Below are 17,810 nucleotides of genomic sequence, written 5' to 3'. Positions count from 1 at the left end.
AAGAACAAAATAAAAGATAAAAAGACATACGTTTCACGTGGAACCCTTTCAGAAAATCGCATATAAGCTCCATACGTTCCACGTGAAACACTAACTAATAACAAGACGAAATGTTTAAAGAATATGATGTAATCGTTGTAGGCGCAGGCCACGCAGGTTGTGAAGCTGCAGCCGCTGCAGCGAACCTGGGCTCTGCTGTTCTGCTGATCACAATGAACATGGAAACCATTGCACAGATGAGTTGCAACCCCGCTATGGGCGGCGTAGCCAAGGGTCAAATTGTTCGTGAAATAGATGCAATGGGTGGCTACTCCGGGATCATTAGTGATAAAACCACACTGCAATTCCGCATGCTCAACCTTTCTAAAGGTCCAGCGATGTGGAGCCCAAGAGCACAAAATGATAGAAAAAGATTTGCGGAAGAATGGAGACTAGCCCTGGAGCACACACCAAATGTAGACTTCTGGCAAGACATGGTAGGCAGCCTCATCATTAAAAACAATACCGTAGTTGGCGTAAAAACTTCCATCGGTGTAGAGATAAAAGCCAAATCAGTAGTACTTACAAATGGTACATTTTTGAATGGTCTTATCCATATCGGAGAGAAGAAATTTGGTGGAGGTAGAACAGGAGAAAAGGCTGCAACCGGCTTAACCGAACAACTTACAGAACTAGGCTTTGAAGCGGGCAGAATGAAGACAGGTACCCCACCCCGCGTTGATGGTCGTTCGTTAAATTACAACTTAATGGAAGAGCAATGGGGAGATGAGAATCCCGGTCGTTTTTCCTATACCAATGTTGAGCTTCCAAAAGAACAACGCTGTTGCTGGATCACCTATACCAATGCAAATGTTCACGAAACTTTAAAGGAAGGATTTGAAAAATCGCCCATGTTCACAGGGCGGATTAAAGGTCTTGGTCCCAGGTATTGTCCGTCCATTGAAGATAAAATAAATCGCTTCGCTGAACGCGAAAGACACCAGATATTTGTAGAACCAGAGGGCTGGAATACATGTGAAATCTACGTCAATGGGTTCTCCACTTCCCTACCTGAAGATGTACAATATCGTGCTCTAACACAGATACCAGGCTTCGAAAATGCCAAGATGTTTAGACCTGGATATGCCATAGAATACGACTATTTTCCACCTACGCAACTATCATTAACCCTCGAAACCAAATTAATCAGCAACTTGTTCTTTGCTGGTCAGATTAATGGCACAACAGGATACGAAGAGGCTGCTAGTCAAGGGTTTATAGCTGGAATCAATGCACATCAAAAGGTATTTGACAAACATGAACTCATCATGAAAAGATCAGAGTCATATATAGGTGTTTTGATAGACGATCTGGTTACAAAAGGAACCGAAGAGCCCTACAGAATGTTCACTTCAAGAGCCGAACATCGTTTACTATTACGTCAGGATAATGCAGATATCCGACTCTCCCCTATTGGTCATACACTAGGTTTGATCAGTGAAGAGCGAATGGACATCGTTAATAAAAAGATTGAAAACTCAGACGCAATAGTAGCCTTCTCAAAAAAACAAGGTATAGAAATGAGTAGTGCAAATACAATGCTCGAAGAGCTTGGCACCACTCCGCTAAATCAAAATGTTAAAATCGTTAGTTTACTCGGCAGACCACAAGTTGGGATAAATGATGTTCGAAAAGTAAGTCAACCTTTTAACGAGCTACTGAATCAGTTTGACAAGGAAACTATTGAGCAAGCTGAAATCAAAATCAAATATGAGAGCTATTTTGAAAAAGAGCAGGAAATTGTAAATAAAATGCAGAAAATGGAAGATAAAGACATTAATCCTAATTTTGATTATTCTCAACTAATATCTCTATCAAAAGAAGCAAGAGAAAAATTATTAAAGATAAAACCAAGAACTCTGGGGCAGGCATCTCGAATTTCCGGTGTTTCACCTTCGGATATCTCAGTTTTAATGGTTCATATGAGCAAATAGTATATAAACAATTGATTTATAATAAATTAACCAAGCACTATAACAATAAAAAATCAAAGCATTTAAATGCGTTTTAAGACATTTTTAAAACTTTTGAATGATATTGGTTAAAAACACATATAAATCAAATACAGCGTACATAAATGGCTAAAAAACGAATCACCGAAAATTTTACAAATTTCATTGCACTTCTTTTCGTAAGTATGGCATTTTATGCCTGTGCCAGTATTCAACAACCTCAGGGAGGTCCAAGAGATACTGAACCTCCGAAGATTTTAAAGATGACACCTAAAAATTTGACGGTCAATTTTACTGCGCCAAAAATTATAATTGAATTCGATGAGTATTTTAAATTACAAAACGAATTCAAGGAGTTTTCTGTATCTCCGGAAATGGCACTCCCTCCTATCTTAAAACCAAAAGGCAAAAAACTGGAAGTAAGTATACAGGATACTTTAGAAAAAAATACAACCTACACCCTTAATTTCGGAAAGTCAGTTGTAGATGTAAATGAAGGCAACGTAGTCAAAAATCTTACTTACGTGTTTTCTACAGGTCCACAACTTGATTCCTTAAGTATCAAAGGTAAAGTAATCAATTCTATTACAGGATTACCTGAGCTCGATGCTGTAGTATTTATACTGCCCCTAAACAGAGATACACTATTTGGCAAATACAAGCCTTCTATCTTTACTACAACTGATAGTAGCGGTAATTATGCCTTAAATAACCTGAGAAAAGATACCTACAAAATTTATGCACTCAAGGAAAAAAATGGTGACAGAATTTACCAGCAGGCAACCGACGAAATAGGCTTTTTAAAAGATTCTATTGTACTAGATAAAGTGCTGGATACTATAAACTTAAGTATATTTAAGGAAGATGCAACAATATTTCGGATAGTAGATAAAAGACTGAATACTGATGGAAGTATTACATTATCCTTTAATCAAAAATTGATTAAACCTGAAGTTACAGTTACAGATCCGCCAGCATTAGATGCCACAAAGCTTATAAAATTTAGTAAAAACAATGACTCTTTACGCGTTTGGCTCAAAGATCTAAGTTTTGATTCCACCAAAATAGCTATTAAAGATAATGCTAAGCTGTTGCAAACAGTGAACTTTACGAGAGGAAAAAAAGAAACTTATACCAGGGTATTAAGTGCTACTGATAATCTCGAAGGTAGAATGCTTAATCCTAATAAGCCATTAAAACTAACTTTTAACTTTCCTATTGAAAGTACTGATATAGCCAAAATAACGCTTCTGGAAGACTCTGTAGAACGCAAAAACTTTACCCTTGTAAAAGACAGTGCTGACTTCCTGAGCTACTATTTAAGGTATCCCTGGAAGCAAAAAAAGAGCTATGATATCAAGTTCGGTGCTGCTGCATTTACTGCTATTTTTAATACTAAAAACAAAGAATTTACCAAGGTATTCGAATTGGCAAGTAAGGACGATTACGGAACTTTAATTGTAAAAATAGTTCCTCCTGAATTCAAAAAAAGCTATGTTCTCGACGTACTTAATGAGGCCAAAGGTGTAGTAAATACCATTGTTGTAACCCGTGATACCACTGTAAAATTTGTAAATTACAGAGCAGGAAAATACTGGATACGAATAAGTTACGATACCAACAAAAATGGTAAATGGGACACAGGAAATGTAAGTCTTGGCCTACAACCGGAAAAAATATGGAACGAACCCAAAGAACTTTCTATCAGAGCTAACTGGGAACGAAATGAAACGATAACTATTCCTAAGGAATAATTACCGAAACCAATCCGCATACATGATATAATTATCAGGTAGCTTATTTAATAAAGCCCGTTGCTCTTCAGTAATGGGCTTTATTTTTTTTGCCGGTGTACCAGCATAAATATAACCACTTTCACAACGTGTATTTTCAAGCACAACCGATCCCGCTGCGATAATACAATACTCTTCAACCAGGGCATTATCCATTATAATTGCCCCCATTCCTACTAAAATGTGGTCTTTTAGAATACAACCATGTACGATTGCATTATGCCCTATTGAAACTCTGTTTCCTATAATTGTTGACGCTTTAAGATATGTTGCATGGATTACAGCCCCATCCTGAATATTGGTTTCATTGCCAATAGTAATGCTATTTACATCACCACGTATAACGGCATTAAACCAGACTGAGCAGTTATTTCCCATTAAAACATCACCTACAATAGTCGCATTTGGTGCTATAAAGCAATCACTTCCCCATTTGGGGCTTTTGTCCTTAACTGGTAATATTACTGCCATATCTTAAAAAATTGTATCTGTTAACTGTGCCGAATGATTTGGATAGTCAGTTGTATAATGAAGTCCCCTGCTTTCTTTTCTAACTTTCGCTGCCTTAATTATTAAAAAAGCAACTTGAATAACATTCCTCAATTCACATAATTTCACAGAAACTTTATTCAATTTATAGAATTCCTCGGTCTCCTCGTGTAACAAAAATAACCTTCTCATCGCTCGTTCCAGCCTAAAATCAGAGCGAACAATACCTACATAATCACTCATCAATTTTTGTGTTTCACGAAGGTTATGCGTAACCAGGATATCTTCATCTGACTGGGTAACACCATTTGCATTCCATTCAGGTATATCTGATGGAATTATACTTTTTTTAAATGCTTTAACAGCATCCTCGTAGATTCTATGGGCAAATACAGGTGCCTCCAGTAACGAATTAGAAGCCAATCTGTTTGCACCATGCAAACCTGTTGACGAACATTCTCCGCAAGCATAAAGATTTTTAATAGATGATCTTCCGTATTCATCAACCATTATACCCCCACACATATAATGCGCTGCAGGCGTAACAGGAATAAGATCTTTGGTCATATCAATACCTATAGACAGACACTTCGCATATATATTAGGAAAATGAGCTAAAATATCGGCTTTCTTTCTATTCCTTATATCCAGATAAACGAAGTCTTCTCCAGACTTTTTCATCTCTGCATCTATTGCCCTGGCCACTATATCTCGGGGGGCTAAAGAACCTCTGGAGTCGTATTCGTACATAAATTCGTCTCCGTTTTTCCTTCTTAAAACACCCCCAAAACCCCTTACAGCTTCAGAAATCAAAAACGCTGGATACTCTCCAGGGTTATACAAGGCCGTCGGATGGAACTGAATAAACTCCATATTACGTACTTTTCCTTTAGCACGATACACCATCGCCATTCCATCTCCCGTCGCAATAACCGGATTTGTTGTACTTGAATATACATGTCCCGCCCCTCCAGAAGCCATGATAGTCACAGGTGCTAAGATCTTTTCCACATCGTTAAGCTCTGTATTAAAAGCATATATGCCATAACAGTGGATATCTTCAGAACTCTTATCCACATGCTCACCCAGATGATGTTGCGTAATTAACTCCAAACAAAAGTAATGTGTTAATATCTCTATGTTCTTATTTTGATGAATTTGCCTCAATAAAACGCTTTCAATTTCATATCCTGTTACATCTTTATAATGTAAAACACGATGTTCTGAGTGGCCTCCCTCCTTTGCCAGGTCATAAACACCCGTACGGTCCTTATCGAAATTAATACCATAATCGATAATTTCCTGAATGCGCTGAGGTCCCTCTTTTACAACGATTTCCACTATATTTTTATCACATAATCCATCACCCGCAATAAGCGTATCTTCTATATGTTTTTCAAAGGAATCATCTTTATCAACTACTACAGCTACACCACCCTGGGCATACTTTGTATTCGACTCATCCTCGTTTGATTTAGTAACAATTAACACCTTTCCATGTTGAGCTGCTTTTAAAGCAAAACTCAAACCAGCAATCCCCGATCCTATAACTAAAAAATCTGCTTCTCTCATTCGTATACTATTGTATTTCAATTTATTATAAGGAAAAATAAGCCCTATTAACACCCCACCTATTTATAAAAAAATACTTGTAACTGTACAATTATTCTCTAGTTGTTAACAACGTTGATATTAATGTTAATTACATGTCTATAGAAACAGAACAAATATTTTTGAATGTTTAAAGCTAAGCTAAAAAGAGAATTTGCCACAATATTTTACACTATTTTTAAGCAGGTTCGGGTAGTTTATTAACTTTTTACACACAAACTAACAATAAACATATTGGTATTGATAAAAATATGGCCAGAAAAATATCTCGTTGTAAATCAGTCAATATTTTGAATAAAAATGTAATCTAAATGTTAGTAAATTACTAATAACTCATTTATCAGCACAAAAAAATGATATTTACAAACAATATCAACAGACTAATAAACAATAGAAATCTATTTATATTAAAATAATTATAATTTATTGAAGTGTTGAAACTGGTACCTTTACAAAATCTTAAAAACTGAATGAATTATTTTCGCAGAGAAAACATTAAAGTTGATAAGTTCAATAAACCTGTGGAGTACGCATTAAAAAATTGGATAAAATAAAAAGAGAAAATGGACACCTTAGCCGAATTAAACAGAAAAGGATATATCGAAGAGCATATTGATCCAACGCTGGACCTCTTTGAAGAGATTGAAAAATTAAAAAAGGAAAAAAATGCCATAGTTTTGGCACATTACTACCAGGAGCCTGATATACAGGATATTGCAGACTATATTGGTGATAGTTTGGGACTTTCCCAGGAAGCTGCCAAGACAGAAGCTGATGTAATCGTTTTTGCTGGCGTGCATTTTATGGCCGAAACAGCTAAAATACTTTCTCCTGAAAAAACGGTATTATTGCCTGATTTAAAAGCAGGTTGCTCACTGGCAGACAGCTGTCCTCCGCACTTATTTAAGAAATTTAAAGAAAAATATCCAGATCACCTGGTCATCACTTACGTGAACTGTACAGCTGAATTGAAAGCATTAAGCGATATTGTTTGTACTTCAACAAATGCAGTTCAAATTGTAGAGAGTTTACCGAAGGATCAAAAAATAATTTTTGGTCCGGACAAAAATTTAGGTGCATGGGTTGCTAAAAAAACGGGTCGGGATTTGGTGCTATGGAATGGCGCTTGCATGGTGCACGAAATTTTCTCCAGAGAAAAAATAACTAAGTTAAAGGAACGTCATCCTAATGCTAAGTTTATTGCGCACCCGGAATGCGAAGAAGCAGTGCTGGAAATGGCCGATTACATTGGCTCTACTACGGGATTATTGAAATATTCTATCAATAACGACGCTCAGGAATTCATTGTAGCAACAGAAAGTGGGATCATTCATCAAATGGAGAAAGCTAATCCACTCAAAACTTTCATTCCGGCGCCCCCAAACAACAGTTGTGCCTGTAATGATTGTCCATATATGAAAAGAAATACGCTAGAAAAGCTGTATTTGTGTATAAAAAATGGTTTACCTGAAGTTACTGTGCCTGCTGATATTATTGTACAGGCCCGTAAACCAATTGAAAGAATGTTGGAAATATCGGCCAGTTTAGGGTTATAAACGATGTGGATAACTGTGTTAATTTACTGTAAAAGAATAAGATAATGTTTGAAAATAAAGAGCGTACTGATATTGCGGAATTGGGTGAATTTGGATTGATCAAACACCTTACTGATAATTTTAAGGTGAAACACGAAAGTAGCATCAAAGGAATTGGTGACGATGCTGCCGTGTTGAATTTTGAAAATAAAGAGGTGTTAATTTCAACAGATTTATTGTTGGAAGGAATTCATTTTGATCTGGCCTACGTACCGCTGATGCATTTGGGATATAAAGCTGTTCAGGTTAATCTAAGCGACATTTATGCAATGAATGGTATTGCGACTCAGATTACAGTTTCTATTGGTTTATCGAGTAAATTTCCACTGGAAGCAGTTGAAGAAATTTATAAAGGCATACAACTCGCTTGTGATAAATTTAATATAGATTTAATTGGTGGTGACACCTCTTCAAGCAAACAGGGGCTGGTAATTAGTGTAACCAGTATTGGTCATGCTGAAAAAGGAAGTGTTTGTTATAGAAATGGCGCGCAGGAAGGTGATCTTGTATGTGTATCAGGTGATTTGGGCGGCGCTTATGTTGGCTTGCAGATCTTAGAAAGAGAAAAACAGATATTTTTGGAAAATCCTAATATACAGCCTGATCTGGATGGAAAAGACTATATCATAGAGCGTCAGCTGAAACCTGAAGGAAGACGTGATATTGTTGATTTGCTGGTACAAATGGATATTATTCCTACTTCTATGATTGATGTTTCTGATGGTTTGGCATCAGAGATTTTACATATCTGTCAGCAATCTGAAAAAGGTGTCACTTTGTATGAAGATAAGTTACCTATTGATCCTATGACTTATGAAACGGCAAGGGAATTAGGTCTTGATCCAACAGTTTGTGCATTAAATGGTGGTGAAGATTATGAACTGCTATTTACCATAAAACAAGCTGATTATGAGAAATTAAAACATGATGTAGACATCAGTATCATCGGACATATCACAGAAAAAAATGCAGGCTGTAAGATGATTTCAAAATCAAATGTGGTACACGAATTAAAAGCTCAGGGCTGGAATGCCTTTAAGTTATAATTCGTCTTCAGCAGATAAAACAGGATCTAAAAATTTGGTGTCAATTTGCTTAGTTGCTTTGGCACCTAATTTTTTGATCTTCTCAGATGTATTTGAAAGGTTACCTGAACCTGTGGATAACTTGTTAAGTGCTTTGTCGTAAGCGTCTTGACTTAGTTTTATATTACGTCCTATTCCCTCCATATCCGCTAAGAAACCTACAAATTTATCATACATACTGCCACTTAACCGGGCAATTTCCAGGACATTTCTGTTTTGTCTTTCCTGTTTCCAGATACTGGCGATAGTTCGTAAAGTAGCGAGAAGTGTGGAAGGGCTTACAATAACCACTCTTCGATCCCATGCATAATTGAAAAGTTCAGCGTCTTTTTGTACAGCAATTCCGAATGAAGACTCAATTGGAATGAATAACAAAACAAAATCAGGAGAATTGATCTGATACAGATCATGGTAATTTTTTCCTGATAAACCCTGTATGTGATTTTTTATTGATACCAGGTGCTGTTTTAAATGTAATTCCCTATCCTCATCATTGTCTGCTGTAACCAATCGTTCATAAGCCATTAAAGATACCTTAGAATCGATTACTATATGTTTATCGTCCGGAAGGTCAATAATAACATCCGGATGCATCCTGGAGCCTTCAGATGAGCTTAAATTGGTTTGTATCCTGTACTCTCTATCCCTGATTAAACCTGAACGTTCTAAAACACGTTCCAGAATGACTTCTCCCCAATTTCCTTGCTTCTTATTATCGCCTTTTAATGCTTTGGTCAAATTATTGGCATCTTCCTGGATTTGCTTGCTTTGATCCATCAATTGGGAAATTACCCCTTTTAAGATGTTCCGCTCATCCGATTCGGCTTTGTACACTTTATCCACTTTTTCTTCAAAAGCCTTAATATTCTCTTTTAGCGGATTTAAGATAATATCCAGATTTGTGCGGTTTTGTAGCGTAAACTTTTCTGTTTTTTCTTCCAGAACCTTGTTAGCTATATTTTCAAATTCAAGTTTGAACCGTTGCTGAAGTTCCTGAATATATTTTTCCTGTTCAATATGTTTTTGCTGTTGTGCCTGTAAAGTCTCTTCTGCCTTGACCACCTTACTACGTTCTTCCATAAAAATGGCTCGTAAATCGTTCAACTCATCTTCAAGTCTTAACTTTTCCTCTTTTAACCAGTTTAACGCCTTTTGATGTTCCTGTTCCTTCAATTCCAACAGGATTGCGGAATCATGATTACCTACAGGTTTTTTGAAATATAGTACAATAATTAGTACTAATATTATGATCATTAAGGGGACTAAAAAAGCTTCCATACTAATATTTTTATCAAAAGTGATTAAAATCTATGGAATTATCAAGTGCATACTATTTACTACCAGTTTATACTTTAGTGATCATATGGTAGGGGAAGGCATATTTTAAATTAACGAAATAATATGTTACGCAGTTGAATTAAGACACTAAATACCTGCTTAAAAATGATTTATAATCGTTTTAAACAAAAAAGGAACGCTTTTTGATGCATTCCAAAAGGGAACACAATCATTATATAAAATGGGAACTTATATTTCATTGATCATTCCGATACTGATTATTAGCATGTTTGTGCAGTGGAGGTTTAGGAACAGATTTTCAAAATATGCAGAGATGCAGTTGAATTCTGGATTTTCGGGAAGGGAAGTAGCAGAGAAAATGTTACACGACAATGGAATTTTTGATGTCAAGGTAATGAGTACAGATAAAGCTTTATCTGATCATTATAACCCCGAAGACAAGACTGTTAATTTAAGTACAGACGTTTTTTACGGGCGTAGTGTAGCTGCTGCTGCTGTTGCTGCCCATGAGTGTGGACATGCTGTTCAGCATGCCAGATCATACCATTGGTTGCAGTTACGTTCCAATATGGTTCCTGTGGTAAGTATTACGTCTAACCTATTACAGTGGGTACTGATTATAGGTGTTTTATTAATAGCTTTTACTTTTAATCCGATTGTATTGGGGATTGGCGTACTGGGGCTTACCTTAATTACCATATTTAGTATAATAACTCTTCCCGTAGAGTTTGATGCCAGTAAAAGAGCTCTATTGTGGTTGAAAAATAACAAAGAAGTATTATATACCAATGAAGAGCATGTTCAGGCTAAGGATGCGCTTTGGTGGGCTGCTATGACTTATGTAGTTGCCGCACTGGGCTCACTGGCAAACCTGTTCTACTATGCTTCCATTCTTTTTGGTAGAAATAAATAGCTTAATTCAAGCGGTAAGGAACAATCAATTCGAATTCTGGAATAGCAACAATGAAATCTTTGTCATCCGCTAAACGGTGCATCAGATAATTGCCACTCATACTACCTATATCTGTATTTAAATTGCAGGCAGAAACATAAGAATGACTTTCTCCTGGCTCGATAATGGGTTGTTCTCCAACCACTCCCTCACCTTCAACTTCTCTTTGGATGCCATTTGAATCAAAAATAAACCACTGCCTTCTTTTAAGTTGTACAGTATAATCAGTTAAATTTTCAATCGTAATGCGGTAAGCAAACATAAAATGTTCATTTGCAGGATTAGAATGTTCATCCTGATAAGTCGTTTCAACGGAAATTTTAACTCCTAACGTGATAGCTGTTACCATTTTAACTTTTACTTTGTTTAATATTTACTTTTCAAAAATCAAGCCATTTCGCCACTTGGGCAAAGATGTTGATATTTATCAGCTATTTCGTCTAAAATACTATGTATAGTATCAATGTTTTCTTCTTTAACCAACTGCATTCTGTAGGTTTTAAAGTCGGGAATACCTTTAAAATAATTGGCATAATGCCTTCTCATTTCAAAAATTCCAACCCTTGGCCCTTTCCAGGCAATAGATTTCTCAAAATGTGTTCTGCAGACCGCTACACGTTCTTCAATAGTTGGTCCCGCTAAGATCTCGCCAGTATTGAAAAAGTGTCTTATTTCTCTGAATATCCATGGATATCCAATTGCTGCCCTGCCAATCATGATGCCATCTACTTCATATTCCAGTCGCCAGTCTGCTGCTTTCTGGATGCTGTCAACATCTCCATTTCCAAAAATTGGAATTTTGATTCTTGGGTTACGTTTAATTTCTCTGATAAGTGTCCAATCTGCTGATCCTTTATACAATTGGGCCCTGGTACGACCATGAATAGTTAAAGCCTGTATACCAATATCCTGTAAGCGTTCTGCAACTTCTTCCACATTTTTTGTAGTATCATCCCAGCCCAGCCTTGTTTTTACTGTTACAGGTAGATGAGTAGCTTTAACAACCGCTTCAGTCATTTTAACCATCTTATCTATATCTTGTAACAATGCTGAACCAGCCCCTCTACAGGCTACCTGTTTAACTGGGCAACCATAGTTAATATCCATTAAATCAGGACCTGCAAGTGTAGCTATTTCTGTAGCTTCACGCATATGATCAATTTCACTGCCGAATATTTGTATTCCAATGGGTCTTTCGTATTCGAAAATATCAAGTTTAGCCCTGCTTTTTGCAGCATCCCTGATCAATCCTTCTGATGAAATAAACTCTGTATACATCATATCTACCCCACTTTGTTTACAAACAAAACGAAAAGGCGGATCACTCACATCTTCCATTGGAGCAAGTAATAAAGGGAATTCTCCCAAATCAATATTTCCTATCTTTACAGACATTTCTCTATCTTCATTGCCAAAATTAGCGGTACAAAGGTACAAATTATACAAATAATGAACTCTATTCAAAATTCCAGACAAGAAAACAGTCCCTTTTTACAACTACTGATGTTGGGTTTTTATGCGCTGATAGGTCTTTTTCTATTTTCCATCATCGGATTTGCCCTGGTATATTTACAATATGGTGGCAGTATTTTTTCGGATTTGAACTGGTTATCAAGTACTAGTTCCTATTATTTGGCGGCACAAAGAATATTATTGACAACTCAACAAATCGGACTTTTTCTTGTTCCTGCCTTGTTCCTCGCAAAGGTTGAGGGGCAGAAAACAACTGTATTTTATGGTTTTAAAAAGCCAACTACCCATTTATTATTTATCGTTATGTTGTTAATGATATGTTCTATGCCTATTTTGGAATGGGTGACCCAACTGAATCAGAAAATGGTATTACCAGAATCATTTAAATCTATTGAAAAATGGATGAAAGCAGCCGAAGAACAAGGAATGAAAACTACTGTTGCATTACTTAAAATGGATCATATAGGTATATTCTTGATTAATATTGGGATGATTGCCATATTACCCGCAATTGCTGAAGAATTGATGTTTAGAGGAGGATTACAGCGTGCATTTGGACGTATGTTTAAAAATCACCATGTTGCTATTTGGTTGTCTGCATTTATATTTAGTGCAATCCACATGCAGTTTTATGGATTTTTCCCGCGTTTATTGCTGGGTGCAACCTTTGGCTATCTGTATATATGGAGTGGTAGTTTATGGTATGCCATATTCGGACATTTTATAAATAACGGATATGCTGTATGTGCGGCATGGTATATGCAAAAAAACAATATACCTTTGTCCGAAGCCGATAAAACAATGAATATTGCCTGGTATGGTTATATTATTAGTGTAATATTAACGGTTTTGCTATTTCGCTATTTTAAAAAACAAACTGAATGAAAACAAGAGCAATAACTGCTTTCTTTTTTACCATTGTAATGCTGGGGTCCATTTTTTTAGGCAGCTATACATTTACTTTTTTCTATCTTATTTTAAGTCTTGTTGCCTTGTTTGAATTCTTCGGAATGATAAAAACAGCAGGAATCAAACCGCATAGAAATATTGCTTTAGTTTTATCTGGAATAATATTCTTAATGACTGCAGGCTATCAGTTGCTGCAGTTTGAAAAGAAATTTATACTGCTGATTATACCGCTGACTTTTTTGGTTTTCATAGCTGAATTGTATAAAAAAGAAAAGAACCCTTTTACTAATATTTCCTACACTTTTGCAGGTATTATTTACGTAATTATCCCATTTTGTTTCTTTTATTCTTTAGGGTTTATACAAAATCATACTGAATATAATTTTCATTTACCACTGTCTTTTCTGCTGATGCTTTGGGCCAGTGATACCGGAGCTTACCTGTTTGGAATGAAATTCGGTAAAACGCGCTTATTTGAACGACACTCCCCTAAAAAGTCCTGGGAAGGTTTCTTTGGAGGTATGTTTACCAGTGTGCTCGTTTCGTATATCATTTCCTTATTCTTTACAGAGATCAGTCCATTTGTATTTGCCGGAATGGCCGTATTGGTTGTTTCTTTTGGTACGTTAGGCGATCTGGTTGAGTCTATGCTCAAAAGAAGTCTGAATGTAAAAGACTCAGGTAATATATTACCTGGTCATGGAGGCTTTTTAGATCGTTTTGACGGACTTTTAGTGGCTGCACCTATGGTTTACGTATACCTGTATCTGATACTTAATTAGCTATCATTTTATCATTGTTGAATTGGCGTAGATAAACAGTTTGATCTCCGTTGAATATAACTTCATACTAACTAAATAGTAATTTCAGTTTATATCCATGTTTTTATGTGAAAACATGGACTTGCTATGGACTTAACATGGACTCACTATGGAGTCACTATTTTGTTATGTGCCGGTGAAATGCTATTATGTCTTGTCCTATTATAGCTATACAGGCTATCTGTTCCTGTTTTTCTTTAGGGGTTCCAGAAGGTACTCCAGTCCGTTTAGTTTTATTTCGTAAAGTGTGGCAATCATCTCCCCTAGTTTACCTGGGGGAAATCCTTCCTGATGAAACCAAACGAGGTATGTTTCGGGCAAATCGCAAATAATCCTGCCTTTGTATTTTCCGAAAGGCATTTGCATGGTAACCAGGTCTTGTAATAGTTGTGGATTCATTATTTAGGGGTTAGTTGGCTACCATTTCCAGCATTTCTACGGCTTCATCAACGGTATTTAAGTTATCAAAAGCAATGCGTAAAGAATCTTTAACTTCTTTCAGATTACATAAACGTGGATGCATCTGGGCAAAATGCAATATTTTATTGAACATTAAAGAATCAAAAAATGCCGATTGTTTATCCGAAATGAAATAACCACGTAGAATACCCTTTTTAAAACTCAATTTCTCAAAGGCCAGTTTCTTGGCTACCCATTGTAGTCTAAGTACATTCAGCATGGTTTTAACCGGTTTAGGTACGGGACCAAAACGATCCTTAAGAGACTGTTCGAAAGCCTTTAACTGTGTTTCATTTTCAATTTTTGAAAGTTCAGTATACAGGTTATATCTTTCGGTAATATTGGTTACATAATCATCGGGAATGTACAATTCCAGGTCGGTATCTACCTGTGTAAAATTAACAAACGGACGTAGTGGTTCATCTTTAAATAGATCCTTAAATTCGTCAGTTTTAAGCTCCTGAATGGCTTCATCCAAAATCTTATGATACATTTCGAAACCTATTTCAGCAATAAAGCCACTTTGCTCTGCGCCTAAGAGGTTTCCACTGCCACGGATGTCTAAATCCCTCATCGCAATATTAAAGCCGCTCCCAAGGTCTGAAAACTCTTCTATTGCACTAAGGCGTTTGCGGGCTTCGGAAGTTAGGGTTGATAAAGGAGGGCTTAATAAATAGCAGAAAGCCTTTTTATTGGAACGCCCTACTCTGCCCCTCATCTGGTGCAGGTCGCTCAGACCAAACATATGTGCATGGTTGATGATGATCGTATTGGCATTTGGAATATCCAGACCGGCCTCTATGATCGTTGTAGCCACCAAAACATCTTTTTCCCCGTTGATGAAATCAAGCATTACATCTTCCAGCTGATCACCATCAAGCTGACCATGAGCGATACCAATACGTGCTTTAGGCACAAGTGTTTTAATTAATCCACCTAACTGCGGCAAATCATTAACCCGGTTATGAATAAAGAAAACCTGTCCGCCCCTGTCTAATTCAAACTGTACGGCTTCCTGAATTAGTTTATCATTAAAAACATGCAGTTCTGTATTTACAGCCTGCCTGTTTGGTGGCGGGGTACTCATGATTGACAAATCCCGGGCACCCATTAAAGAGAAATGCAGTGTACGTGGTATTGGTGTTGCTGTAAGCGTTAGCGTATCCACATTCACTCGTAAAGCCCTAAGTTTTTCTTTTGAGGTTACCCCAAATTTCTGTTCCTCATCAATAATCATGATGCCCAGATCTTTGAATTTTACGTCTTTGCTCAATAAACGATGCGTTCCTATTACAATATCGACTTTACCTTCGGCTAGTTTTGCAAGCGTCTCTTTAACCTGTTTATTGGTTTTGAAACGATTGATATAATCAACTGTGCAGGGAAAGTCTTTTAAACGACCTGAAAAAGTCTTGAAATGTTGAAGTGCAAGGATAGTTGTCGGAACTAACACAGCTGCTTGTTTGCCGTTTGCAACGGCTTTAAAAGCAGCTCTGATGGCAATCTCCGTTTTACCAAAACCGACATCCCCACAAACCAGTCTATCCATAGGATGCGGGGCTTCCATGTCTTTTTTAACATCGGCAGTCGCTTTTTCCTGGTCTGGGGTATCTTCATAAATGAATGAAGCCTCTAATTCAGTTTCCAGGTAACCATCCGGACTAAATGCGGTTCCTACCTGAGATTTTCTTAAAGCATAAAGCTTAATCAGATCCCGGGCAATGTCTTTAACTTTTTTTTTAGTAGTTTTTTTTAGTTTATCCCAGGCTTCAGTACCTAATTTGTTCATTTTAGGTGCTGTACCATCCTTACCACTATATTTTGCAATACGGTTTAAAGAGTTGATATTTACATAAAGCAGGTCGTTATCTGCATAGACTAACCGGATCATCTCCTGTGTTTTACCGTTTACCTCTACTTTTTCGAGACCGGCGTATTTTCCAATTCCATGATCAATATGGGTTACAAAATCACCAGGTTTAAGGTCTCTTAACTCTTTTAGGGTAATAGCCTGACTGCGTTGATATCCTCTTTTAAGTTTGTATTTATAGAAGCGATCAAATATCTGATGGTCGGTATAAAAAGCAAGTTTTTGCTGTCCGTCTACAAATCCCTCCCTTAATGGAATATTTACCGGTGTAAACTTTGCCGATTTATCTATATCATCAAGTATGGCATATAAACGCTCGGTTTGTTTAACAGAAGAACTGAAAATGAAGTTATGTATGCCCTCCTTTTCATTCTCTTTGAGGTTATGAATCAATAAGCTAAAATCTTTATTGAAAGATGGCTGAGGTTTGGTTTCGAACTGAAAAACATGATCTGTTTTATAGAAAAACTGCTTTCCAAATTCTACCAGTGCGAAATCATGCAGCATATCCCCTAGCATTTTCTCATCTGTAAAACCAAATTTCGGATCTATCCAATCCTGATTTTCTTGTTTTTCTTTAGCTGGAAGTGCTTTCCAGAGTTCCACGGCTTTTTTATAGCCGCTTTTTATGATGTCTAAAGTAAATTCTACATCCTTAAACCACAGTTGAGTATCTTTTTCAATATAATCCAGGATACTGATGTTGTTTTCTGTCAGATATTTGGATTGGACATTTGGGATGATAGTAAGTGTTTTTACATCTTCGACAGAAAGCTGACTTTCTATTTCGAATGTGCGGATACTTTCAACAATATCCCCAAAGAATTCGATTCGGTAAGGAAGATCATGAGAGAATGAAAATATATCAACTATACCCCCACGAATGGAGAACTGACCCGGTTCATAAACAAAATCGGTACGGTTAAAATCGTAATCTATCAGGAATTCATTAATGAAATCGATACCCAGTTTTGTATTTAAGCTAATTTCCAGGGTATTTTTCTCCAATACCGCTCGGTCTATTACCTTTTCTGCAATAGCTTCGGGATAAGAAACCACAATCTTTCCGTATTCAGAGTGATGGTTCAGCTCGTTTAGCACTTCTGCCCTGGCCAATACATTGGCGGTATCTACCTGCGTAAAATCAAATGCTTTACGGAATGACGAAGGGAAAAGCAGTACTTCCTTATCCAGGATACTTTCCAGGTCGGCAAGGAAATAAGAAGCTTCTTCCCTATCTGGAAGAATAAATAACTGGGGCTTATGTAATAGAAAATAGGTAGCCACTGCAACTGTTGCATCGGCAGACCCCACTAAGCCTTTTAGCTGAAGTTTGGAGCCTTTACCCACGTTAAGGGCTTTTGCCAATGCGACAATGCGGTCATCTGTTTTGTATCTGTTAATCAGGTCGCGAATGTTCACAATACAAATGTAATATTTATGAGGGGCATTAAATGTAACAA

At 36.8% G+C, this 17,810-nt stretch carries 14 protein-coding genes; 7 read left to right on the top strand and 7 right to left on the bottom strand.

From position 1 onward, the window contains the following. Positions 1-110: 110 nt before the first annotated feature. Positions 111-1,973 (top strand): tRNA uridine-5-carboxymethylaminomethyl(34) synthesis enzyme MnmG, encoded by a 1,863-nt coding sequence (gene mnmG, locus R2Q84_RS12015; protein WP_316816787.1) that lies wholly within the window; start codon positions 111-113, stop codon positions 1,971-1,973. Positions 1,974-2,116: 143 nt separating this feature from the next. Then, positions 2,117-3,745, top strand: a complete 1,629-nt coding sequence (locus tag R2Q84_RS12010) for an Ig-like domain-containing protein (protein WP_316816786.1) — start codon at positions 2,117-2,119, stop codon at positions 3,743-3,745. Here the strand turns inward: R2Q84_RS12010 and R2Q84_RS12005 are convergent, their stop codons facing one another. Beyond that, positions 3,746-4,255 (bottom strand): gamma carbonic anhydrase family protein, encoded by a 510-nt coding sequence (locus tag R2Q84_RS12005; RefSeq protein ID WP_316816785.1) that lies wholly within the window; start codon positions 4,253-4,255, stop codon positions 3,746-3,748. Positions 4,256-4,258: 3 nt separating this feature from the next. Next, entirely contained in the window at positions 4,259-5,845 is a 1,587-nt protein-coding gene (gene nadB / locus R2Q84_RS12000; RefSeq protein ID WP_316816784.1) for an L-aspartate oxidase, read from the bottom strand. A 602-nt stretch (positions 5,846-6,447) separates the two neighbouring features. Here nadB and nadA point away from each other — a divergent pair. Then, positions 6,448-7,440: a quinolinate synthase NadA gene (gene nadA, locus R2Q84_RS11995; RefSeq protein ID WP_316816783.1), complete on the top strand. Its 993-nt coding sequence runs from the start codon at positions 6,448-6,450 to the stop codon at positions 7,438-7,440. Between the two features lie 44 nt (positions 7,441-7,484). Beyond that, entirely contained in the window at positions 7,485-8,525 is a 1,041-nt protein-coding gene (gene thiL, locus R2Q84_RS11990) for a thiamine-phosphate kinase (protein WP_316816782.1), read from the top strand. On the opposite strand, the gene R2Q84_RS11985 is transcribed toward thiL, so the two are convergent. Then, positions 8,520-9,818 (bottom strand): DNA recombination protein RmuC, encoded by a 1,299-nt coding sequence (locus tag R2Q84_RS11985; protein WP_410478422.1) that lies wholly within the window; start codon positions 9,816-9,818, stop codon positions 8,520-8,522. The genes thiL and R2Q84_RS11985 overlap by 6 nt on opposite strands. 265 nt (positions 9,819-10,083) lie before the next feature. On the opposite strand from R2Q84_RS11985, the gene R2Q84_RS11980 reads away from it, so the two are divergent. Continuing rightward, positions 10,084-10,776, top strand: a complete 693-nt coding sequence (locus R2Q84_RS11980; protein ID WP_316816780.1) for a zinc metallopeptidase — start codon at positions 10,084-10,086, stop codon at positions 10,774-10,776. Between the two features lies 1 nt (position 10,777). On the opposite strand, the gene apaG is transcribed toward R2Q84_RS11980, so the two are convergent. Together apaG and dusB are read right to left on the bottom strand one after the other, a co-directional pair. Then, positions 10,778-11,164, bottom strand: coding sequence for a Co2+/Mg2+ efflux protein ApaG (apaG, locus tag R2Q84_RS11975; protein ID WP_316816779.1), 387 nt, complete (start codon positions 11,162-11,164; stop codon positions 10,778-10,780). Positions 11,165-11,202: 38 nt separating this feature from the next. Further along, complete coding sequence (gene dusB / locus R2Q84_RS11970) at positions 11,203-12,210, bottom strand: tRNA dihydrouridine synthase DusB (protein ID WP_316816778.1); 1,008 nt, start codon at positions 12,208-12,210, stop codon at positions 11,203-11,205. 54 nt (positions 12,211-12,264) lie between these two features. On the opposite strand from dusB, the gene R2Q84_RS11965 reads away from it, so the two are divergent. Both R2Q84_RS11965 and R2Q84_RS11960 read left to right on the top strand, forming a co-directional pair. Further along, positions 12,265-13,173: a CPBP family intramembrane glutamic endopeptidase gene (locus R2Q84_RS11965; protein ID WP_316816777.1), complete on the top strand. Its 909-nt coding sequence runs from the start codon at positions 12,265-12,267 to the stop codon at positions 13,171-13,173. After that, on the top strand, positions 13,170-13,979 hold the full coding sequence (locus R2Q84_RS11960) for a phosphatidate cytidylyltransferase (protein WP_316816776.1): 810 nt from the start codon (positions 13,170-13,172) through the stop codon (positions 13,977-13,979). The genes R2Q84_RS11965 and R2Q84_RS11960 overlap by 4 nt, the downstream gene beginning before the upstream one ends. A 216-nt stretch (positions 13,980-14,195) precedes the next feature. Here the strand turns inward: R2Q84_RS11960 and R2Q84_RS11955 are convergent, their stop codons facing one another. Further along, the gene (locus tag R2Q84_RS11955) at positions 14,196-14,417 is read right to left on the bottom strand and encodes a DUF3820 family protein (protein ID WP_316816775.1); all 222 of its coding nucleotides are present in this window, start codon (positions 14,415-14,417) and stop codon (positions 14,196-14,198) included. Positions 14,418-14,427: 10 nt separating this feature from the next. Further along, on the bottom strand, positions 14,428-17,769 hold the full coding sequence (gene mfd / locus R2Q84_RS11950) for a transcription-repair coupling factor (protein WP_316816774.1): 3,342 nt from the start codon (positions 17,767-17,769) through the stop codon (positions 14,428-14,430). Between the last annotated feature and the right edge of the window lie 41 nt (positions 17,770-17,810).

Source organism: Pedobacter nyackensis (assembly GCF_032678475.1).
Taxonomy (GTDB): Bacteria; Bacteroidota; Bacteroidia; order Sphingobacteriales; family Sphingobacteriaceae; genus Pedobacter; species Pedobacter nyackensis_A.
This window is presented reverse-complemented; position numbering and strand designations above follow the sequence as displayed.

Bases quoted from the DNA above. Each gene is read 5' to 3' on its own strand.
- mnmG (WP_316816787.1), top strand. From the start codon at position 111: ATGTTTAAAGAATATGATGTAATCGTTGTAGGCGCAGGCCACGCAGGT.
- R2Q84_RS12010 (WP_316816786.1), top strand. From the start codon at position 2,117: ATGGCTAAAAAACGAATCACCGAAAATTTTACAAATTTCATTGCACTT.
- R2Q84_RS12005 (WP_316816785.1), bottom strand. From the start codon at position 4,255: ATGGCAGTAATATTACCAGTTAAGGACAAAAGCCCCAAATGGGGAAGT.
- nadB (WP_316816784.1), bottom strand. From the start codon at position 5,845: ATGAGAGAAGCAGATTTTTTAGTTATAGGATCGGGGATTGCTGGTTTG.
- nadA (WP_316816783.1), top strand. From the start codon at position 6,448: ATGGACACCTTAGCCGAATTAAACAGAAAAGGATATATCGAAGAGCAT.
- thiL (WP_316816782.1), top strand. From the start codon at position 7,485: ATGTTTGAAAATAAAGAGCGTACTGATATTGCGGAATTGGGTGAATTT.
- R2Q84_RS11985 (WP_410478422.1), bottom strand. From the start codon at position 9,818: ATGATCATAATATTAGTACTAATTATTGTACTATATTTCAAAAAACCT.
- R2Q84_RS11980 (WP_316816780.1), top strand. From the start codon at position 10,084: ATGGGAACTTATATTTCATTGATCATTCCGATACTGATTATTAGCATG.
- apaG (WP_316816779.1), bottom strand. From the start codon at position 11,164: ATGGTAACAGCTATCACGTTAGGAGTTAAAATTTCCGTTGAAACGACT.
- dusB (WP_316816778.1), bottom strand. From the start codon at position 12,210: ATGTCTGTAAAGATAGGAAATATTGATTTGGGAGAATTCCCTTTATTA.
- R2Q84_RS11965 (WP_316816777.1), top strand. From the start codon at position 12,265: ATGAACTCTATTCAAAATTCCAGACAAGAAAACAGTCCCTTTTTACAA.
- R2Q84_RS11960 (WP_316816776.1), top strand. From the start codon at position 13,170: ATGAAAACAAGAGCAATAACTGCTTTCTTTTTTACCATTGTAATGCTG.
- R2Q84_RS11955 (WP_316816775.1), bottom strand. From the start codon at position 14,417: ATGAATCCACAACTATTACAAGACCTGGTTACCATGCAAATGCCTTTC.